The organism is Streptomyces sp. NPDC058145, from assembly GCF_042884245.1.
GTDB lineage: Bacteria > Actinomycetota > Actinomycetes > Streptomycetales > Streptomycetaceae > Streptomyces.
This window is the reverse complement of the sequence record NZ_JBHVUH010000008.1, coordinates 145,632-165,343: the sequence shown is the minus strand read 5'-3', so window position 1 is coordinate 165,343 and position 19,712 is coordinate 145,632. Positions and strand designations below refer to the sequence as shown.

Sequence of the window (19,712 nt, the reverse complement as noted above, 5' to 3'; positions counted from 1 at the left end):
CTGGTCGGCCGGGGCCGGCGGCGGGATCGTTCGGTCATGGTCATCGCAGCCCACCCCCTGCCCACCGCGCGTGCCGTCAGGGTCCGGCACCTCGGCCCCAACTGGTACTCCTCCGTCATGGGAACCTCGGTCGTCGGCACGGCCGGTGCCGCGCTCCCCGTGCACGTCCCCGGGCTGCGCGGCGTGTGCACCGCGTGGTGGGCGCTGTCCCTCGTCCTGCTGGTGGCCCTGCTGGCCGCCCGCGCCCGGCACTGGACGCACCACCGCGACCGGGCCCGCGCCCACCTCCTGGACCCGGCCGTGGCTCCGTTCTACGGGTGTCTGTCCATGGCCCTGCTGGCGGTGGGCGGCGGTGCGGCGACGGTCGGCCGGGACTGGATCGGCACCGGCCCCGCGCTCACGCTCGACGCGGTCCTGTTCACCACCGGTACGGCGGTGGGGCTCGCCGCCGCCGTCGCCGTGCCGTACCTGATGGCCGCGCACCACCGGGGCGATCCCCGCGAGGCCGGCCCGGTCTGGCTGCTGCCGCTCGTCGCGCCGATGGTCTCCGCCGCCGTCGGCCCGCGGCTCGTGCCGCTGCTGCCGCCGGGGCAGCCGCGGGAGACCCTGCTGCTGGGGTGCTTCGCGATGTTCGGGCTGAGCCTGCTGGCGACGCTGGCGACACTGCCGCTGGTCTTCGCCCGGCCGCTCGTCTCCGGCCCGCTGCCGCTCGCGCTCACCCCGGGCCTGTTCCTGGTCCTCGGCCCGCTCGGGCAGTCCACCACCGCCGTCGGCCTGATCGCGGACGCGGCCCCCGGGGTCGTACCGGCGCCCTACGACCGTGGCCTCGGTGTGTTCGCCGTGCTGTACGGGGTGCCGGTCATGGGGTTCGCGCTGCTGTGGCTGGCGCTCGCCTCGGCGCACGTGGTGCGGGCCCGGCGGCGGGGCATGGGCTTCTCGATGACCTGGTGGGCGTTCACCTTCCCGGTGGGCACCTGCGTCACCGGCGCCGCCTCCCTCGCGGGGCACACCGGGCTCGGGGTCTACGACGCGCTGGCCACCGGTCTTTACGGCCTGCTGGCCGTCGCGTGGCTGGCGGCCGCGTCGGGGACGGTACGGGGGCTGCTCAGCGGTGAGCTGCCCGAAGCGCCCCGCCCAGTACCCGCGGCGCCTCGGCCAGCGACGGCCCGTACCAGGTCAGATGGCGTCCGCTGACCAGTGCGCAGCGCAGGCCCGGAAAGGCCTCGGGGCCGTCCCCGGCGGTGAAGCGGTAGGGCTCGTCCGGCAGGACGACCAGGTCCGGGTCCGCCGCCAGCAGCTCCACCAGGGGAACCCGGGGGTAGCGGTCGGGGTGGCCGACGTACAGGTGGTGCACGCCGAGGCGGGCCAGCACGTCGCCCGCGAAGGTGTCCCGGCCCAGCACCATCCAGGGGCGGCGCCAGACGGGCACGACCGCCGTCGTCCGGGCCGGGGGTTCGGGCAGGTCCGCCCAGGCCGCCTCCGCCTCGTCCAGCCAGCCGGGCCGGGCCGGGGCGCCGCACGCCGTCAGCACCCGGTCCAGCTCGCGGAACGCCTGGGGCACCGTCCGCACCTCGGTGACCAGCACCTCGAGACCCGCCGTGCGCAGGGCGTCCAGGTCGGGGGCGCGGTTCTCCTCCTCGTTGGCGATCACCAGGTCGGGGGCGAGGGCGAGGATCCGCTCGACGGCCGGGTTCTTGGTGCCGCCGATCCGGACGGCGCCGAGATCCGGCGGGTGAGTGCACCAGTCGGTGACGCCGGCGAGCACCCCGGGCAGCGTCCCGGCCACCGCCTCGGTCAGCGAGGGCACCAGGGAGACCACGCGCACCACGGGTCCTAGCGCGCCCGGTCCTGCACGGCCTCGATGTGCTCGGCGACCGCCACCACGATCACCCGGGTGTCCGGGACCGTCGCGCGCCAGCGGTGGCGGACCCCACCGGTCAGGTACAGGGTGTCGCCGCGGCCCAGGCGGTAGGCGCGGCCCTCGGCCTCGATCTCGACGGCGCCGTCGGCGACGTACATCAACTCGTCGTTGCGGTGCTGGAACTCGCGCCCGGCTTCGTGGTCGCCGGTGAACTCCGAGGCGTGCAACTGGTGGTGGCCGCGCACCAGGGAGCGGGTACGGGGCAGGAGGTCCGACTCGGTGACGGGCTCGGCGCGTACGACGTCCACGCTGGCCGCCGGGTCGGCGGCGGCGAGGAGTTCCACCGCCGTGGTGCGCAGGGCGTCGGCCAGCTTCTCCAGGGAGCCGCGGCTCGGGCGGGCCTTGTCGTTCTCTACCTGGCTGAGGAAGGGCACCGAGAGGCCGGTGCGCTCGGCCACGACGGCGAGGGTGAGCTCCAGCGTGCGACGCCGCCGCCGTACGGCCGCGCCCACCCGCACGGGCTGCTGCTCTTTGTGGTCGCCCATCGCTCCGGCTCCCTCCTTCACTCGTCGTGCCGCCGGCCGGACGCCCGTCGCCGGGCGGTCCCCTGAGGAGTTGTCTGCACCCTACGCATGTTCGGCAAACCGTTTCACGCGCCTGTCACATCCCCGACACGCCGGTGGGCCCGCACCCCCACGGTTCACGCCAGTGCGACGGCTCGCGGTGCGGGAGGGGTCTCCCTTGTTGCAAGGCCCGGACGGCCCCCGATGTTCCGCCGGAGCGACCTTCGTGACTCTCCGTGGTTGGCCGGATCCTTACCGTGGATGATCCGGGGAGCGTCCGGGAAGCCACGAAGCCGCGCCGGACCCGGGAACGCCGCGAGGGGCGGTCGGGACGGTCAGGTCACCCGGCCGCCTGGCTCTCGTGGCCCTTGCGGTCGATCGGCGCCCACTTGTCGGCCTGGCCCGGGTGCTGCTTCAGCCAGGTGCGGACGGCGTCCTGCTCCTTGCCCTTGCCGGACTGCTGGATCTGCGCCTCCAGCCCGGTGAGCTGCTTCTCGGTCATCGAGAAGTTCTTGAGCCAGGCGCCGACCTCGGGGTTGTCGGCGGCGAAGCCCTTGCGGGCCAGAGTGTGCACCCCGTCGCCCTTGCCCCAGGCGCCCGCGGGGTCCTTGAGCTTCTTCAGGTCGTAGTCGCTGTACGCCCAGTGCGGCGACCACAGGGTGACGACGACCGGCTGCTTCTTGGCGTAGGCGCGCTTGAGCTCGGCGAGCATCGCGGGCGTGGAGCCGTCGATGACCTCGTACTCCCCCTGCAGGCCGTACTGCTTGAGGACCTTGTCCTTGAGCAGGCCCATCATGCCGGCGCTGGGCTCGATGCCGACGATCTTGCCGCCGAACTCGGAGGCGTGGTCCTTCAGGTCCGCCAGGGAGTTCACGCCCTTCACGTAGGACGGGACGGACAACTCGAGGGAGGTGGGGCCGTACCACTTGCCGAGGTCGTCCAGCTTGTCGCCGTACTTCTTCCAGTACTCGGCGTGCGTGGTGGGCAGCCAGGAGTCGGTCTCGAAGTCGAGCTGGCCGGTGGCGAGACCGGTGTAGAGGGGGCCGGCCGCGTACTGGGTGGTGTTCACCTTGAAGCCGCGCTGCTCCAGGAGCTCCTTCCACAGGAACGTGGAGGCGATGCCCTCGTCCCAGGGGATGTAGCCGATGGTGATCTCCTTGCCCCGGCCGATGTCGGTGCCGGAGGCCTCGGAGGTGCCGGAGGAGCCGAAGACGCCCAGACCGCCCGCGACGAGCGCGAGAGCGACCACACCGGCGACGGCGACCACCGGGCGCGGACGGTACGACCAGGTCGTCGTCCGGGTCTTGGCGGCGGCCCTGCGGCCGAGCGGGGAGAGCTGGGTGCCGAGGGCGCTGGTGACCCGGTCCAGGTAGATGGCGAGGACGACGATGCCGACGCCCGCCTCGAAGCCGTAGCCGATGTCGAGCTGGCCGATGGCCTCGTTGACCGCGCCGCCGAGGCCGCCGGTGCCGACCATGCCGGCGATGACGACCATGGACAGACCCAGCATGATCACCTGGTTGACGCCGGCCATGATGGTCGGCAGGGCCAGCGGCAGCTGCACGCGCCACAGGATGTCGCGCGGCGTGGTGCCGAACGCCTCCGCGGCCTCGACCAGTTCGGCGTCGACCTGCCGGATGCCCAGCTCGGTCATGCGGACGCCGGGGGCGAGCGCGAAGATCAGGGTGGCGACGACACCCGCGGCGGTGCCGAGGCCGAAGAAGAGCATCGCGGGGATCAGCAGGACCATCGACGGCATCGTCTGGAGCAGGTCCAGGACGGGCCGCACGGCCGCGCTGACCGCCTTGGAGCGGGCGGCCCAGATGCCCAGCGGGATGGAGATCACCAGGGCGATCACCGTCGCCACCAGGACGAGGGCCAGCGTGGACATGGCCCGGTCCCACAGGTCCAGCGAGTCGACCAGCGCGAACCCGGCGAAGGCGAGGACGCCGCCGAGCAGACCGCGCAGCCACCAGGCGATCACCCCGAGGATGCCGGCCATGAGCAGCGGCTCGGGGGCGGCGAGGACGGCGTCGATGCCGTCGTACATGCCCTCCATGACCGCGCGGATCGCGTCGAAGAGCCAGGACAGGTGGTCGACGAGCCAGTTGACACCGGAGTCGACCCAGTCGCCGAGAGGGATCCTAGGCACGGGCGATCACCTTTCCGCCGTTGTCGTTGTCGCAGGCGGTGGGGTCGCCCTGTTCGTCGCCGAGGAGGCCGACCAGGCGCTGCCGCGGCACGACGCCGACGAGCTCGCGGCCGGCGTCCAGGACGGCGACGGGGTGGCTGAGCCGGGCGCTGATCGCGCAGAGCTCGGTGAAGGGCGTGTCGGGGGCGGCCGTCTCGCAGCCGCAGTCGGCCTCGTCGCCGCGGACGTCGGTGTCCATCACCGCGGCGGCGGTCAGCACGCGGGAGCGGTCGACGTCCTTGATGAAGGAGGCGACGTAGTCGTCCGCCGGGCGCAGCAGGATGTCCTCGGCGGTGCCGGTCTGGACGATCCGGCCGTCGCGCATGACGGCGATGCGGTCGCCGAGGCGCATGGCCTCGTTGAGGTCGTGGGTGATGAAGACGATGGTCTTCTTCAGGGTCTTCTGCAGCTCCAGCAGCTGGTCCTGCATGTCGCGGCGGATCAGCGGGTCCAGGGCGCTGAAGGACTCGTCCATCAGCAGCAGGTCCGCGTCGGTGGCCAGGGCGCGGGCGAGGCCGACGCGCTGCTGCATGCCGCCGGACAGCTCGTCGGGCCAGGAGTCCTCCCAGCCGGCCAGACCGCACAGGGCGAGCGCCTCGTCGGCGCGACGCTCGCGCTCGGCGCGGGGCACGCCCTGCACGGACAGGCCGTAGGCGGCGTTGTCACGGACGCTGCGGTGCGGGAAGAGCGCGAAGTGCTGGAAGACCATGCTGATCTTCTTCGAGCGCAGTTCGCGCAGTTCACGGTCGCTGAGCCCGGTCAGGTCCTGGCCGTCGAAGCGGACGCGGCCGGCGGTCGGCTCGAGCAGGCCGTTGAGCATCCGCAGCAGGGTGGACTTGCCGGAGCCCGACAGACCCATGACGACGAATATCTCGCCCGCCTCGACCCGGAAGGAGGCGTCGATCACGGCGGCGGTGGTGCCGTCGGCGCGCAGTTCCTCCCGGTCGGTGCTCTTGCGCAGCTTCTCCACTGCCTGGTCCGGTCGTCTGCCGAACACCTTGAACAGGTGCTCGGCCTCAAGCCTTGGTTGCACGCGTGCCTCTCGTCTCGGCCGTACATGACAGAAGCCGCGCCTCCCCAGATCCTCATTGGTCAAACTTTTAAGTGTCTTACGTCACAACAAGGGCCGTGTCAGTGCCGTACGGCATGATGCGAGCGTGACCGGACGACTCATGCTTCTCGACACCGCCTCGCTCTACTTCCGTGCCTACTTCGGCGTGCCGGACTCCGTGAAGGCACCGGACGGCACCCCGGTGAACGCGGTGCGCGGGCTGCTGGACTTCATCGACCGGCTGGTGAAGGACCACCGGCCGGGGCGGCTGGTGGCCTGCATGGACGCCGACTGGCGGCCGCAGTGGCGGGTGGACCTGATCCCGACGTACAAGGCGCACCGGGTCGCCGCGGAGCACGAGGGCGCGCCGGACGAGGAGGAGGTGCCGGACACGCTCTCCCCGCAGGTGCCGGTCATCGAGGCGGTGCTGGACGCCATCGGCATCGCCCGGGTGGGGGTCGCGGGGTACGAGGCGGACGACGTGATCGGCACGTTCACCGCGCGGGCCGGCGGCTCCGTGGACATCGTCACCGGCGACCGCGACCTGTACCAGCTCGTCGACGACGAGCGCGGCATCCGGGTGCTCTACCCACTGAAGGGCGTCGGCACGCTGCAGCTGACCGACGAGGCGGTGCTGCGCGAGAAGTATGGGGTCGACGGGCGCGGGTACGCGGATCTGGCGCTGCTGCGCGGCGACCCGAGCGACGGCCTGCCGGGCGTGCCCGGGATCGGCGAGAAGACGGCCGCCAAACTGCTCGCCGAGTTCGGCGACCTGGCGGGGATCATGGCGGCGGTCGACGACCCGCGGGCGAGGCTCACGCCGTCGCAGCGCAAGCGGCTGACCGAGGCCCGGCCCTATGTCGCCGTCGCGCCGAAGGTGGTGCGGGTGGCCGGTGACGTCCCGCTGCCGGACGTCGAGACCGCCCTGCCGCGCACCCCGCGCGATCCGGCCGGTCTGGAGGCGCTGGCGGTGCGCTGGGGACTGGGCGGCTCCCTCGGGCGACTGCTGACGACGCTCGGTACGTGATGCTAACTTAGGTAAACCTAACCAATGCAGCAGGAGGCCGTGATGGCAGAGCGTCCGGGACGAAAGCCGCGCAAGCCCTATACCGCCCAGGTGGTGCGGACCGAGCGGCTGACCCCGCACATGCAGCGCGTGGTGCTCGGCGGCGAGGGCCTCGCCGGATTCGCCGCGGACACCTGCACCGACCACTATGTGAAGCTGCTGTTCGGCCCCGAGGGCGTCACCTATCCCGAGCCCTTCGACCTGGAGCGCGTCCGGGCGGAGTTCCCGCGTGAGCAGTGGCCGGTGACCCGGACGTACACCGTGCGCGCCTGGGATCCCGAACACCGGGAGCTGACACTGGACTTCGTGATCCACGGCGACGAGGGGCTGGCCGGACCCTGGGCCACGCGGACGCGCCCCGGTGAGACCGTGCGCTTCATCGGTCCCGGTGGCGCCTACGCCCCGGCCCCGAGTGCCGACTGGCATCTGCTCGCCGGCGACGAGAGCGCGCTGCCCGCGATCGCCCGTGCCCTGGAGACACTGCCGGCCGGCGCCCGGGCACACGCCTTCGTGGAGGTGTCGGGCCCCGAGGAGGAGCAGAAGATCGACTCCGACGTGGAGGTCGTCTGGCTGCACCGCGGGAACCGGCCGGTGGGCCAGGCACTGCTCGAGGCCGTACGGGCGCTGGAGTTCCCCGAGGGCCGGCCGCACGCGTTCGTGCACGGCGAGGCGGCGTTCGTGAAGGAACTGCGCCGGATGCTCCGGATCGAGCTGCGGATCCCGCGCGAGGATCTGTCGATCTCCGGCTACTGGCGCCTCGGCCACAACGAGGACGGCTGGCAGGCCGCCAAGCGGGAGTGGAACGCCCGGATCGAGGCCGAGCAGGAGAGCGGCGACGCGGCGGCCGCCTGAGCCCGGCCCCGCGGCGGCGGCCGGCCCCCGGCCCCAACTCCCCCGCCCATGGCCGGCCTCGCCGGGCCTTCCGGCGCGCTCGTACCCTTGACCTCGTGAGACGCCGTACCCCTCCCCCGCCCGCCCCGCTCCCCCAGCGCCACGGTGTCGACCCGGTGCGGGTGCGGTTGCCGTACGGCGGGGCGTGGGCGACCGTGCGGGAACATCTCGTGGCACGGCTGACGGGCGCCGGGCCCGGAGCGGTCGAGGCGATGTTCGACGCGGGGCTCTTCGTGGGCGCCGACGGGCGGGCGGTCGAGCCGGAAGCGCCCTACCGGCCGGGGATGTTCGTGTGGTTCCACCGCGAGCTGCCCGCCGAGGTGCCGGTGCCCTTCCCGCTGGAGGTGGTGCACCGGGACGAGCACATCGTCGTGGCCGACAAACCGCACTTCCTCGCGACGACCCCGCGCGGTTCGCACGTCACCCAGACCGCCCTGGCCCGGCTCCGCGACGAGCTGGGCGTGCCGGCGCTGACCGCCGCGCACCGGCTGGACCGGCTCACCGCCGGTCTGGTGCTGTTCACGGTGCGGCCCGAGGAGCGCGGCGCCTACCAGACGCTGTTCCGGGACCGGCGGGTGCGCAAGGAGTACGAGGCCGTGGCGCCGTACGATCCGGCGCTCGCCCTGCCCCGCACCGTGCGCAGCCGGATCGTGAAGGAGCGCGGGGTGCAGGCCGCGCGTGAGGTCGAGGGCGAGCCGAACGCGGTGACCCGGGTGGAGCTGGCCGAGCACCGGGACGGTCTTGGCCGGTACCGGCTCCTGCCGGAGACCGGGCAGACCCATCAGCTCCGGGTGCATCTGAACACGCTGGGCGTGCCCATCCTCGGCGACCCGCTGTACCCGGAGGTGACCGGCCCCGTAGCGCCCGGTGACTTCCGGCGCCCGCTGCAACTGCTGGCCCGGAGGCTGGAGTTCACCGACCCCGTCACCGGGGCGCGGCATGCCTTCGTCAGCGGGCGGACTCTGCGGGCCTGGTCCTGCCCGGCCGGATGGGCCGGGCAGGAGCTGTAGCCGTCTCGCTCACTCCCCGTGAGACCCGTCGCTCACTCCCCGCGCCACCAGCGCAGCAGCCGCTGCCACACGCTCTCGCGGCGGGACGGTTCCGGCGCCGCGGGGACGGAGACGGGAACGGGGGCGGAGACCGGGGCGGGAACCGGCGGCCGGGGTTTCGCGGCGGGGGCCGGTTCGACGTGCGCGGTGACGGCCGGCGGGCCGGAACGCTGCGGCGGGACGGTCGACGGGCTGGGCGGCAGGCTCGCGTCCTGCTGGGCCTTGGGCTCGAAGCGCACCGGCAGCGACACGAGGTGCCGGGAGGCGATCGACGAGCGCCAGCGCAGCTCCTCCTCGGCGCAGTCCAGCTGGATGTCGGGCAGCCGCATCAGCAGCGCGTCCACGCCGACGTCGGCGATGGCCCGGCCGATGTCCTGGCCGGGGCACTCGTGCGGGCCGCCGCCGAACGCCAGGTGGGACCGGTTGCCCTGCATGCCGGCGGAGAGGTCGGGGCGCACTCGGGGGTCGACGTTGCCCGGGGCGGGCGCGAAGAGCAGCCCGTCGCCCCGGCGGATGCGCCGCCCGCCCAGCTCCGTGTCCTGCTTGGCGAAGTAGCCGAGGACGGTGCTGAACGGCGGCTCGTCCCACAGCGACTGCTCGATGGCCTCCGGCACCGTCATCTGGCCACCGTTGAGCTGGGCGCGGAAGCCAGGCTCGGTCAGCACCATGCGCAGCGCGTTGGCGAGGAGGTTGACGGTGGCCTCGTAGGCCGCGAACAGGACGAGCCGCAGGTGCTCGCGGACCTCGTCGTCGGTCAGCCCCGCCGGGTGGCCGATGAGGTGACTGGTGAAGTCGTCCTCGGGGCGGGCCCGGCGGCGGGTGGTTAGCCGGCCGAGCGCCTCCATGACGTAGGCGTGGCTCCGGATGGCGGTCTCGGTGCCCTTGAGCGCGTCGCGGGCGGCCTGCACCATCCGGTCGTCGTACTCCTCGGGCATGCCGAGGATCTCGCACATCACGGCCATCGGCAGGTGCTCGGCGAACTGGGAGACCAGGTCGGCCCGGCCGCGCTCGCAGAAGTCGTTGACCAGGGCCTGGGTGGAGCGGCCGATGTGGCGGCGCAGGCCGCGGTGGTCGATGGGGGCCATGGCGCCGGTGACCGCCGCGCGCAGCCGCTGGTGCTCGTCGCCCTCGGCGTGCGAGCAGATGGGCTGCCAGGCGATGTGCGGCATGAGCGGGTGGTCGGGCTTGACCCGGTCCTGGAGCAGCGGGGACCAGATCCGGCTGTCGCGGGTGTACTGGGAGGGGCTGCGCACCAGTTGCAGGTTCTCGGCGTGGCCGAGGACCACCCACATCGGTACGTCGTCGTGGAGCAGTACGGGCGCCACGGCGCCGTGCCGCTCCCGCAGATGCTCGTAGAGGTGGCCCAGGTCCTCGGCGTCGGGGCCGTGGATCCGGTGCGCCTCGCCGGGGCCGAGGCCGTGCGCCGGGCAGCCGGGCGGCGGACCGGGGGTGGGTTCGGTGCCGGTAAGGGACTGGGGTTCAGACGTCACGGTGCAGCTCCGGAACGGATGGTGTGGAGTCGGTCGGACACGGGTCAGCGGAGGGCGCCGGACAGGGCCAGGGAGTGCAGGAAGCGCATCAGGGTCATCAGCACGTCCTTGCTGGAGGCCCGGCGGCGCACGTCGCAGTCGATGATCGGGATCTCCGGGGCCAGGTCCAGCGCGGTGCGCAGTTCCTCGATCGGGTAACGGGGCGCGTCCGGGAAGGTGTTGACGGCGACGACGAAGGGCACGCCGCGTTCCTCGAGCCGTCCCATGACGTCGAAGCTCACTTCCAGGCGCCGGGTGTCGACCAGGACGACGGCGCCGAGCGCGCCTTCGAACAGGCCGTTCCACAGGAACCAGAAGCGCTCCTGGCCGGGGGTGCCGAACAGGTACAGCACCAGCTTGTCGGTGATGCCGATGCGGCCGAAGTCCATCGCCACGGTGGTGGCCGTCTTGGTGTCGGAGCCGTAGTTGTCGTCGACCCCGATGCCGGCCTGGGTCATGGTCTCCTCGGTGGTCAGCGGCCTGATGTCGCTGACGGAGCCGACCATGGTGGTCTTGCCGACACCGAAACCGCCCACGATCACGATCTTCACCGCGGCCTGGGCCGTCTGCGGCAGATGGTCCTCGGTGCGCGGGCCGGGGATGGTGTCAGAGCCGTTGAAGTCCATGCATCACCGCTTCGAGGAGTGAACGGTCGGGGAGCGCCTGGCGGACGATCGGGGCGCGCGCCTGCACCAGTTCGGCCGTGATCAGCTCGGTGAGCAGGACGGTCGTCGCGCTGAACGGCAGGTTGAGGTAGGCCGAGAGTTCGGCCACGGACAGCGGCGCGGTGCAGAGCCGGAGCACCGCCGCCTGCTCGGGGGAGGCGGACGGTGTCGGCGCGGAGTGCGCCACGATCAGCGTCACCAGGTCGAGTTCGGCCCGGGCGCCGTCGGCGGAGCCGGCGATGGTGTACAGCCGCTCGGGGTTGCGGGGCCGCTCGGGGCCGTCCGCCGCCTTCGCGGGCGGCGGGGGCGGGGGTGTCGGCAGTTGCGGTGGCCGCCGGCGTTTGCGTCGCGGCGGAGTCATACGGTCTGCCCGTTCCGCCGGGGCGGGCTCGTCAGGTGGGTGCCGATCCGGACGACGAGGTCGCGCATCATGCCGCTCATCCGGCCCGGTTCGCAGGTCACGTCGGCGAGCACCGCGAGGAAGGCGTTGGCGCCGGCGTTCATGAGGTAGAAGTAGCCGCCGTCGATCTCGATGACGACGAGCTTCATGTCACCGCTGCCTTCGATCTCCTGGGTGATGGCACTGGCCAGGCTCTGCATGCCCGCGCAGGCGGCGGCCACCCGGTCGGCGGCGTCGGGGTCGCCGCCGTGGCGGGCGATGCGCAGTCCGTCGGCGGAGAGGACCACGATCATCTGGATGCCCGGGACGCCGTCGTTGAGCTGCTTGAGCATCCAGTCGATGTTGCCTCGCTGCTGGATCACTTGAGGTTCCCCTCGTCGTCGGCCTCGGTGGGGCCTGCCGAATCGTCGATCAGGTGCAGGTAAGCGGTCGGGTTCCGGGTGAAGTCGGTCAGCTCGGCCGCGGTGGCGCCCTCGGGCATGCCCTTCTTCAGGCCGTCCCAGAAGGCGTCGACCCACATGCCCGGTGGCCGGTCCTTCAGCTTCTGGAGCTCGGGGTCGATCTCGGGCTCGGGTTCCGGTTCGGGCGCCGGCTGGGACCAGACGGTGGGCCTGCCCTCGCGCTCGGCGCGCTCGATGGCGGCCTGCTCGGCGATCCGTTGGCTGAGCGGGGTCTTCACCCGGCTGCGGCGCTGCGGCAGGCCGCCCGCCGTCCACTCGGTGACCTCGGGGACGTCGTCCTCCATGGAGATCCCGGCGGGGATGCGGGGGCTGGTGGGGCGGCGTTTCTTGGGCGGGCGCTTGGGGCCCTCCACCGCGCCGAGTTCGGGCATGGGCACGGCGGTGGCACCGATGCCGTGGGCGGCACCGACCCCGGGCTCCGTGGTGGTCATCACGCGCGGCACGACGAGGATCGCGCGGACGCCGCCGTAGGCCGAGGCGCGCAACGAGACCTGCATGTCGAACGCCTTGCAGAGCCGGCCGACGACGGCGAGACCGAGGCGCGGGCTCTCGCCCAGGTTGTGGGCGTCGTCGGCCGCCATGGCGTCGGTGATCGCCTTCTCGATGCGGGCCCGGGACTCCTCGCTGAGGCTGACGCCGGCGTCCTCGATCTCGATGGCGAGGCCGGTCTGCACCTCGACGGCGGTGACGTGCACCTTGGTCGACGGCGGCGAGTAGCGGGTGGCGTTGTCGAGCAGTTCGGCGGCGGCGTGGATGATGGGCTCCACGGCGGTGCCCTTGATGTTGATGTTGACGATGGAGCTCAGGTCGATACGCCGGTACTCCAGGATCCGGGACATCGCGCCGCGCATGACGCTGTACAGCGACACGGGCAGGGGCCACTGGCGGCCGGGGCGGCCACCGCCGAGCACGGAGATGGAGTCGGCGAGACGGCCGATCAGCGCGGTGCCGTGGTCGATGCGCAGCAGGTCGTCGAAGACCTCGGGGTTGCGGCCGTGATCCTCCTCCATCTCGCGCAGTTCGCTGGCCTGCTGGTGGACGATGGCCTGGACGCGGCGGGCGATGCTGACGAAGGAGCGCTCGGTGGCGTCCCGCATCGAGATCTCGTGGTCGGCGCCGCGCAGCGCCGTGTGCAGCAGCATGCGCTGCGAGTCGGGCAGGTGGCGCAGTTCGGGGTCGTTGTCGACGACCTTGCGCATCACCTCCCGGAGCGGTTCTCCGGCGCGCAGGTGGAGCAGCGCGGTGGGCAGGACCTGGGTGCCGAGCCGGACGATCTCCGCGTCGTGGGTGGCGAGGCGGTGCTCCAGATACGCGGTGTGACGGGCGTGCTCGGCCCGTGTCTCGCGGAGCCCGCGGCTGCGGCGGACGATCTCCGCGGCCAGGGCGAGGATCAGCAGCAGGGCCACGGTCCCGCACCCGACGACGGCGATCCGGGCGGAGGCCGGGACCAGGGCGGCGGCGGCCCCGGTCGCCCCTGCCATCACTATGGCCGGCGGCAACAGCACGCGCGCGAAGGGAAGTTCATGGCCACCGGGAGGCTTTCGAACACTCACCATGGATGCCTTCTGAGACGAGTCGGCTGGGGTTCGGGGGAGCTTGCGCGGGGAAGATTCACGGAACTATGGGGATCTTCGGGATGTTTGGGGACATGCGCACGAATTGGCTCAACTTGGTGCGTCGCGGGCGAGCTTAGTCCGACCGGATCATCGCCGTGTCATATTCGGCAAGCACCTGAATTCACCCACGCCACAGGAGTACGCTCGGCTCCATTTACACGCTGTGCGTTTGTTCGAACACCATCCGTGACGGCGTACACGCATGCGAAACTCACTCACCGTGATGAGTGAATGGGGGGGGCGGCGCCGGACGCGACCGGCCGGGGCCGGTCGCGTCCGCGCGGGCGGGCTCAGCCCACCGACGAGTAGGCCACCACGCCTCGCAGCAGCTGGTCCACGGCCTTGCGCGCGGCCTTCGCCACGGTCGACCCCTCGGCGGAGGCGGCGGGCGCGGCGGCGGAGATCTGGCCGAGCACGTCGATCACCTGCTTGCACCAGCGCACGAAGTCGCCCGCCGGCATCTCCGCCTCGCGCAGCACCTCGTCGAGGCCCTTGCCGGAGGCCCACATGTACGCGGCCCAGGCGAAGCCGAGGTCCGGCTCGCGCTGGCCGACGCCCTCGGTCTGGCTGATCCGGAACTCCTCCTCGACGGCGTCCAGCCGGCCCCAGATCCGGACCATCTCGCCGAGGGCGGCCTTCGCCCTGCCCGAGGGCAGCTTGGGCGCCATCGCGTCGTCGCTGACCCGGGCCTCGTACACCAGCGCCGAGACGCAGGCTGCGAGTTCGGCCGGGGCGAGGTCCTCCCAGACGCCCTCGCGCAGGCATTCGCTGGCCAGCAGGTCCAGTTCGCCGTAGAGCCGGGCGAGTCGCCTGCCGTGCTCGGTGACCTCGTCGCCGCGCAGGTAGTCCAGCTCGGTGAGCAGCGCCACGATCCGGTCGAAGGTCCGCGCGATGGTGTTCGTACGGCCCTCGATCCGGCGCTCGAGCTGCGAGGTGTCGCGCAGCAGGCGGTGGTAGCGCTCGGCCCAGCGGGCGTGGTCCTCGCGGTCGTCGCAGCCGTGGCAGGGGTGGGCGCGGATCGCCGTGCGCAGCTGGGCGATCTCCCGGTCGTCGGCGGCCTGCGAACGCTTCTTGCGGGCCCGCTCCGGCGGGATGTGCCCGGCCTTGGTGCGCAGCGCCGAGGCGAGGTCCCGGCGGGACTGCGGGGAGCGCGGGTTGAAGGACTTGGGGATCCGCATCCGGTCCAGCGGCTCGACCGGCACCGGGAAGTCCATCGACGCCAGCCGCTTGACCTGCCGTTCGGCCGTCAGCACCAGTGGGCGCGGACCGTCGTAGTGGTCGAAGCCGCGATGGCCGTCGGAACGCCCGGCGGGCAGGCCCGGGTCCAGCACCAGGGCGAGGCCCGCGTACTTGCCGGTGGGCACGTGGATGACGTCACCCGGCTTGAGCCTCTCCAGGGCGACGGCGGCCTCGGCGCGCCGCTGGCTGGCGCCCTGCCGGGCCAGTTCGGTCTCCCGGTCCTTCAGCTCGCGGCGCAGCCGCGCGTACTCCTCGAAGTCTCCGAGGTGGCAGGTCATGGAGGCCTTGTAGCCGTCCAGGCCCTCCTCGTTGCGCTGCACCTGCCGGGAGATCCCGACGACCGACTTGTCGGCCTGGAACTGCGCGAAGGAGGTCTCCAGCAGCTCGCGGGAGCGGTGCCGGCCGAACTGCTCGACCAGGTTGACCGCCATGTTGTACGACGGCTTGAAGCTGGAGCGCAGCGGGTACGTACGCGTGCCGGCGAGACCGGCCAGGTGCTCGGGGCTCATCCCCCGCTGCCACAGCACGACCGCGTGGCCCTCGACGTCGATGCCCCGGCGGCCGGCCCGGCCGGTCAGCTGCGTGTACTCGCCGGGGGTGATGTCGGCGTGCTGCTCGCCGTTCCACTTGACGAGCTTCTCCAGCACCACCGAACGGGCGGGCATGTTGATGCCGAGCGCGAGCGTCTCGGTCGCGAACACGGCCTTGACCAGCCCGCGTACGAACAGCTCCTCCACGACCTCCTTGAAGGTCGGCAGCATGCCCGCGTGGTGGGCGGCGATACCGCGCTCAAGACCCTCCAGCCACTCGTAGTACCCGAGGACGTGGAGGTCCTCCGGCGGAATGGCGGCGGTGCGCTCCTCGACGAGGGCCCGCACCTGTTCCCGGGACTCGTCGTCGTTGAGCCTGAGGCCCGCGTACAGGCACTGCTGGACGGCGGCCTCGCAGCCGGCCCGGCTGAAGATGAAGGTGATGGCGGGCAGCAGGCCCTCGGCGTCGAGGCGCTCGATGACCTCGGGCCGGCCAGGCGTCCACACCCGGGAGCGCTGTCTGCGCTCCCGCTCCCGGTCGGCCTCGCGCATCGCGCGCCCGCGCCGCCGGTCCTGGTACGAGGGCCGGCTCGCCTCCATGCGGGCGAGCCGGGCGAGGTCGGGGTTGACGGCCTTCCTGTGGCCCTCGCCCTCCTCGAACAGGTCGTACATCCGGCGCCCGGCGAGTACGTGCTGGAACAGCGGCACGGGCCGGTGCTCGGAGACGATCACCTCGGTGTCGCCGCGGACGGTGTCCAGCCAGTCACCGAACTCCTCGGCGTTGGACACGGTCGCCGACAGCGACACCAGGGTCACCGACTCGGGCAGGTGGATGATCACTTCCTCCCAGACGGCGCCACGGAAGCGGTCGGAGAGGTAGTGCACCTCGTCCATGACCACGTAGCCGAGGCCGAGGAGGGTCTGCGAGCCGGCGTACAGCATGTTCCGCAGCACCTCGGTGGTCATCACGATCACCGGGGCGTCGGAGTTCACGCTGTTGTCGCCGGTGAGCAGGCCGACCTTGGCCGCGCCGTAGCGGCGGCACAGGTCGGCGTACTTCTGGTTGGACAGCGCCTTGATGGGGGTGGTGTAGAAGCACTTCTTGCCCTGCAGCAGGGCGAGGTGGACGGCGAACTCGCCCACGATCGTCTTGCCCGAGCCGGTGGGGGCGGCCACGAGCACGCCCTTCCCCGCCTCGAGCGCCTGGCAGGCCTCGATCTGGAAGGGGTCGAGGCCGAAGTCGTACATCTCGCGGAAGGCCGCGAGCGCGGTGGCCTGCTCGGCTGCCCGCAGGCGGGCGGCCGTGTACCGCTCGGCCGGTGAGAGGTCCTCTGTCATCGTGCTTTCGAGCGTACCGGGCCCCACTGACAACAGGACGATCATTATCCGGATCGTGGGCTGAGCGGCAGCGGATCCCGGGGCGAGCGCGAACGACGAGTGCCCCCGTCCTCGGGGACGGGGGCACCGGCGGCGCTGCGGCCGAGGGGTCAGGTCACGTCGTCGTAGCCGTTGACCCGCTCCGGGCTCGTCTGCTCGGGCACCGTGCGGGCGGCCGGGACGGGCTGGACCTCGCCGATGTCCTCGGGGGTCAGGTCCAGCTCGGAGGCCTCGTCGTCGGCGGGTCCCGCGGCCTCGCGGCGGCGCCTGCGCTTGTCGTTGAGCAGGGAGAAGCCGACCGCGCCGAAGTACAGCACGCAGATCGGTCCGGCGAGGGCCAGCATGGAGAGCGGGTCGGTACTCGGCGTGGCGACGGCCGCGAAGACCGTGATGCCGAGGATCATCGCGCGCCACCAGCCGAGCATCCGCCTGCCGCCCAGCACCCCGGTGAGGTTGAGCATGACCAGCAGCAGGGGCAGCTCGAAGGAGAGGCCGAAGACGATCACCATGCGGGTGACCAGCTGGAGCAGGTCGTCCAGCGGCAGGAGGTTCCTGATGGCGCCGTTCGGTGTGAAGTCGATCAGCACCTTGGCGGTGGTGGGCAGCACCTTGTACGCGAAGAACGCGCCGGCGAAGAACAGCGGGGCGCCGGTGAAGACGAACGCGTAGGCGTACTTCTTCTCGTGCCGGTGCAGACCGGGCGCGACGAAGGCCCACAGCTGGTAGAGCCAGACCGGCGAGGCGAGCACGACGCCCGCCATCAGCGAGACCTGCAGTGCCAAAGTGAACGGGGCGAGAAGCCCGTTGATGGTGATCTCCGCGCACTGGTGCCTGACCGGGGACTTCGCCAGTTGCTCGAAGCTCTCCTGACAGCCCACCGAGTCGAGGATCGGCTTGGTCAGGAAGTTGATGATGTCGTTGTAGAAGAAGGCGGCGACGATCGTCACGACGACGATGGCCAGCATGGCCTTCGCGAGCCGGTTGCGGAGCTCACGAAGATGATCCGCGAGAGGCATCCGCCCCTCGGGATCCGTCTCCTTCTTGCGGGCAGACTTGAGCAACCCACGTCCTCATCTCGTGCGGCGGGCCGGAGTGCTCCGGCCCTGCGTCAGCGCTGGGTGGTGTCCGACGGCTCGTTGACCGGCCGGGAGCTGGTCACGTCGCCGGGGGCCGCCTGGATGGTGCGCTGGGACGGAGGCTGCTCGTCGGAGCCGGGCGCCGGGGCGGAGGTGTTGCCCTCGTCCTTCATCGCCTTGGCCTCGCTCTTGAGGATGCGCGCGGACTTGCCGAGCGAGCGCGCCATGTCCGGAAGCTTCTTCGCGCCGAACAGCAGGACGATGACGACGAGGATGAGAATGATCTCGGGGGCTCCGAGCCTTCCGAACATAAGTCTTTACCTTCTCACCGAGGCGACTGGGTGGGTGCTGTCCGACCAGTCGGACACATGTCCGAGCGATCGTGCTGCCAGCGATCGTAACGCTCAGGGGTGAACGTGAGGCAATCCCCTTGCGTACGCCCGGTCCGCGGCACGCGCCTCGTTCTTCGCGCCGCGATCAGCAGCGTACCTGCCCCGCCACCCAGCATGACAGGGCGAAGTGCCCCAAACCGTGACCCTTACCGGACTCTCGGGGTCGTGACTTCACAGCGTGTCCACGGCGCGGGCCGCGCTCACCGCCGCCCGCTCCAGGTCCTCGGCGGCCCGGTTGATGCGGCGCGCGGAGTCGGCGACCTGCTGCCCCAGGCGGCGTGCCTCGAGGAACACCCGCACGGCGAGCACCCCCAGCACGGCGAGCGTCAGAAAACCCACGGCTACCGCGAACATCGGCCAGAACATGACGTCGACCTTAGACGGTCCTACACCGTGGAGTGCAGCCGCAGGGTGCGGACACCACCGCCGGTGAGCAGTTCGACGATCCGCTCCCCGGCGGGCTTGCGCACCGAGGAACCGCACTCGGGGCAGGTGAAGGAGTAGAACGTCGTCCGGCTCGTGGCGCCTATGGCCAGGCGCAGGGCGCCCGCGGCGAGTTCGAAGCGGCCCCGGCAGTCCGGGCAGCCGGCCCGGAACAGCACCGGGACCGCTCTTCTCATCCCGGCGAAGGCGGACGCCACCGTCAGCTGGCCGCCGGCCTCCCTCGTGGCTTGGTTCGCACCGGACACCGGAGACTCGCTCAACGCTCTCGCTCCTGCCTGTCGTCACGCCGGTCATCGGCACCACCGCGCACCGGCGGGGTGTCCGTGTCGTACGCCGCCAGTGCCTCGCGGGCCGCCGATCGGGCACTGTCGGCCAGCTCGGGCGGCGAGACGATCCGGCCGTCACGGCCGAGGCGCAGGGCCAGCCGTCTCAGCGAGGCCGGATCGGGGGTACGCAGAGAGATACGCAGCCCGCCGTCGGGAAGCTCATCGGCGCTGTCGTGCGGGTAGTACTCGGCCACCCAGCGGCCGCCGGGGCCGACCTCGATGACCACCTCCGGGTCCTCGGCGGCCGGCTGCACCAGGGCCTCGGACAGGTCCCGCAGCTCCATCTCGGGCGGCGCCGACGGCTCGTCCAGGACCCTGATCTCGGCGACCCGGTCCAGCCGGAAGGTGCGGCGCGCCTCGGAGCGGCGGCACCATGCCTCCACATAGGTGTGGCCGACGCTGACCAGGCGGATGGGGTCGATCTCCCGCTCGGTGATCTCGTCGCGCGCGGGTGAGTAGTAGCGGATCCACAGCCGGCGGCGCTCGGAGATCGCGCGGTCGACGTCGGCGAAGACCCCGCCCTCGGACTCGAAGGTCACCGAGAGCCGGGCGCTGGCGCCGGCCGCCTCACCGGCCGCCGTCTCCACCTTGGCCGTCGCCCGCAGCAGCGCCTGGCGGTCGCTCTCTCTGAGGCCCGGCAGGGTGGACACCGCGCGGGCGGCCACCAGCAGGGCCGTGGCCTCGTCGGCGGCGAGCCGGAGCGGCTCGGCCGCCTCCTCGCCGAGGGCTGCCGGGTTGTGCCACCAGATGCGCTCGCCGTCGGTGTCGATGTCCAGCAGGTCGCCGCCGCGGAAGCTGGTGCCGCACATGGGCAGCAGATCGAGGTCGGAGACCAGCTCGTCCTCGGTGATGCCGAAGGCGCGCGCCACGTCCGCGATCCTGGCGCCGGGACGCTCTCTCAGGTAGGTGACCAGGGAGAGCATCCGCCGGGTCTGGTCGATGGCGTTCACGGGCCTGACCGGTTTGCCTGCCATGGTTGTGCTCC

The 19,712-nt window shown here is 72.0% G+C and carries 19 protein-coding genes; 4 read left to right on the top strand and 15 right to left on the bottom strand.

Annotated elements, in window-relative coordinates:
- Positions 1-36: 36 nt before the first annotated feature.
- Positions 37-1,194, top strand: coding sequence for a TDT family transporter (locus ACFVVO_RS19680; RefSeq protein WP_390056508.1), 1,158 nt, complete (start codon positions 37-39; stop codon positions 1,192-1,194).
- Here ACFVVO_RS19680 and ACFVVO_RS19675 read toward each other — a convergent pair.
- The 4 genes from ACFVVO_RS19675 to ACFVVO_RS19660 form a co-directional block, all read right to left on the bottom strand.
- A complete protein-coding gene (locus ACFVVO_RS19675) occupies positions 1,106-1,825 on the bottom strand; it encodes a helical backbone metal receptor (RefSeq protein ID WP_390056507.1) in 720 nt (239 codons plus the stop codon). The two genes, ACFVVO_RS19680 and ACFVVO_RS19675, sit on opposite strands and share 89 nt — an antisense overlap.
- A gap of 8 nt (positions 1,826-1,833) precedes the next feature.
- Positions 1,834-2,406 (bottom strand): helix-turn-helix domain-containing protein, encoded by a 573-nt coding sequence (locus ACFVVO_RS19670; protein WP_390056505.1) that lies wholly within the window; start codon positions 2,404-2,406, stop codon positions 1,834-1,836.
- Between the two features lie 358 nt (positions 2,407-2,764).
- A complete protein-coding gene (locus ACFVVO_RS19665) occupies positions 2,765-4,576 on the bottom strand; it encodes an ABC transporter permease/substrate binding protein (protein ID WP_390056504.1) in 1,812 nt (603 codons plus the stop codon).
- Positions 4,569-5,648: a glycine betaine/L-proline ABC transporter ATP-binding protein gene (locus ACFVVO_RS19660; protein ID WP_390056502.1), complete on the bottom strand. Its 1,080-nt coding sequence runs from the start codon at positions 5,646-5,648 to the stop codon at positions 4,569-4,571. The genes ACFVVO_RS19665 and ACFVVO_RS19660 overlap by 8 nt, the downstream gene beginning before the upstream one ends.
- A gap of 124 nt (positions 5,649-5,772) precedes the next feature.
- Here ACFVVO_RS19660 and ACFVVO_RS19655 point away from each other — a divergent pair, with 124 nt between their 5' ends.
- The 3 genes from ACFVVO_RS19655 to ACFVVO_RS19645 all read left to right on the top strand — a co-directional run bounded on the left by ACFVVO_RS19655 (position 5,773) and on the right by ACFVVO_RS19645 (position 8,633).
- On the top strand, positions 5,773-6,693 hold the full coding sequence (locus ACFVVO_RS19655) for a 5'-3' exonuclease H3TH domain-containing protein (protein WP_390056500.1): 921 nt from the start codon (positions 5,773-5,775) through the stop codon (positions 6,691-6,693).
- A 42-nt stretch (positions 6,694-6,735) separates the two neighbouring features.
- The gene (locus ACFVVO_RS19650) at positions 6,736-7,584 is read left to right on the top strand and encodes a siderophore-interacting protein (protein ID WP_390056498.1); all 849 of its coding nucleotides are present in this window, start codon (positions 6,736-6,738) and stop codon (positions 7,582-7,584) included.
- A gap of 95 nt (positions 7,585-7,679) precedes the next feature.
- A complete protein-coding gene (locus ACFVVO_RS19645; RefSeq protein WP_390056496.1) occupies positions 7,680-8,633 on the top strand; it encodes an RluA family pseudouridine synthase in 954 nt (317 codons plus the stop codon).
- A 32-nt stretch (positions 8,634-8,665) separates the two neighbouring features.
- On the opposite strand, the gene ACFVVO_RS19640 is transcribed toward ACFVVO_RS19645, so the two are convergent.
- The 11 genes from ACFVVO_RS19640 to ACFVVO_RS19590 form a co-directional block, all read right to left on the bottom strand.
- Complete coding sequence (locus ACFVVO_RS19640) at positions 8,666-10,162, bottom strand: cytochrome P450 (protein ID WP_390056494.1); 1,497 nt, start codon at positions 10,160-10,162, stop codon at positions 8,666-8,668.
- A 44-nt stretch (positions 10,163-10,206) separates the two neighbouring features.
- Positions 10,207-10,827, bottom strand: coding sequence for an ATP/GTP-binding protein (locus ACFVVO_RS19635; RefSeq protein WP_199209907.1), 621 nt, complete (start codon positions 10,825-10,827; stop codon positions 10,207-10,209).
- Entirely contained in the window at positions 10,808-11,227 is a 420-nt protein-coding gene (locus ACFVVO_RS19630) for a DUF742 domain-containing protein (RefSeq protein WP_390056492.1), read from the bottom strand. Before ACFVVO_RS19630 ends, ACFVVO_RS19635 begins: the two co-directional genes overlap by 20 nt.
- Positions 11,224-11,628: a roadblock/LC7 domain-containing protein gene (locus ACFVVO_RS19625; RefSeq protein ID WP_390056490.1), complete on the bottom strand. Its 405-nt coding sequence runs from the start codon at positions 11,626-11,628 to the stop codon at positions 11,224-11,226. Before ACFVVO_RS19625 ends, ACFVVO_RS19630 begins: the two co-directional genes overlap by 4 nt.
- Complete coding sequence (locus ACFVVO_RS19620; protein ID WP_390056489.1) at positions 11,625-13,283, bottom strand: ATP-binding protein; 1,659 nt, start codon at positions 13,281-13,283, stop codon at positions 11,625-11,627. The genes ACFVVO_RS19625 and ACFVVO_RS19620 overlap by 4 nt, the downstream gene beginning before the upstream one ends.
- Positions 13,284-13,633: 350 nt before the next feature.
- Positions 13,634-16,495 carry a DEAD/DEAH box helicase gene (locus ACFVVO_RS19615; protein WP_390056487.1) on the bottom strand — a complete coding sequence of 954 codons (2,862 nt, stop codon included), beginning with the start codon at positions 16,493-16,495 and terminating at the stop codon, positions 13,634-13,636.
- Between the two features lie 104 nt (positions 16,496-16,599).
- A complete protein-coding gene (gene tatC, locus ACFVVO_RS19610) occupies positions 16,600-17,550 on the bottom strand; it encodes a twin-arginine translocase subunit TatC (protein WP_390056485.1) in 951 nt (316 codons plus the stop codon).
- A gap of 47 nt (positions 17,551-17,597) precedes the next feature.
- A complete protein-coding gene (gene tatA / locus ACFVVO_RS19605) occupies positions 17,598-17,876 on the bottom strand; it encodes a Sec-independent protein translocase subunit TatA (RefSeq protein WP_390056484.1) in 279 nt (92 codons plus the stop codon).
- Between the two features lie 252 nt (positions 17,877-18,128).
- Positions 18,129-18,323, bottom strand: coding sequence for a hypothetical protein (locus ACFVVO_RS19600; protein ID WP_390056483.1), 195 nt, complete (start codon positions 18,321-18,323; stop codon positions 18,129-18,131).
- 20 nt (positions 18,324-18,343) lie between these two features.
- Positions 18,344-18,577: a hypothetical protein gene (locus ACFVVO_RS19595; protein WP_390056879.1), complete on the bottom strand. Its 234-nt coding sequence runs from the start codon at positions 18,575-18,577 to the stop codon at positions 18,344-18,346.
- A gap of 80 nt (positions 18,578-18,657) precedes the next feature.
- Positions 18,658-19,701: a helix-turn-helix transcriptional regulator gene (locus ACFVVO_RS19590; protein ID WP_390056481.1), complete on the bottom strand. Its 1,044-nt coding sequence runs from the start codon at positions 19,699-19,701 to the stop codon at positions 18,658-18,660.
- Positions 19,702-19,712: the final 11 nt, after the last annotated feature.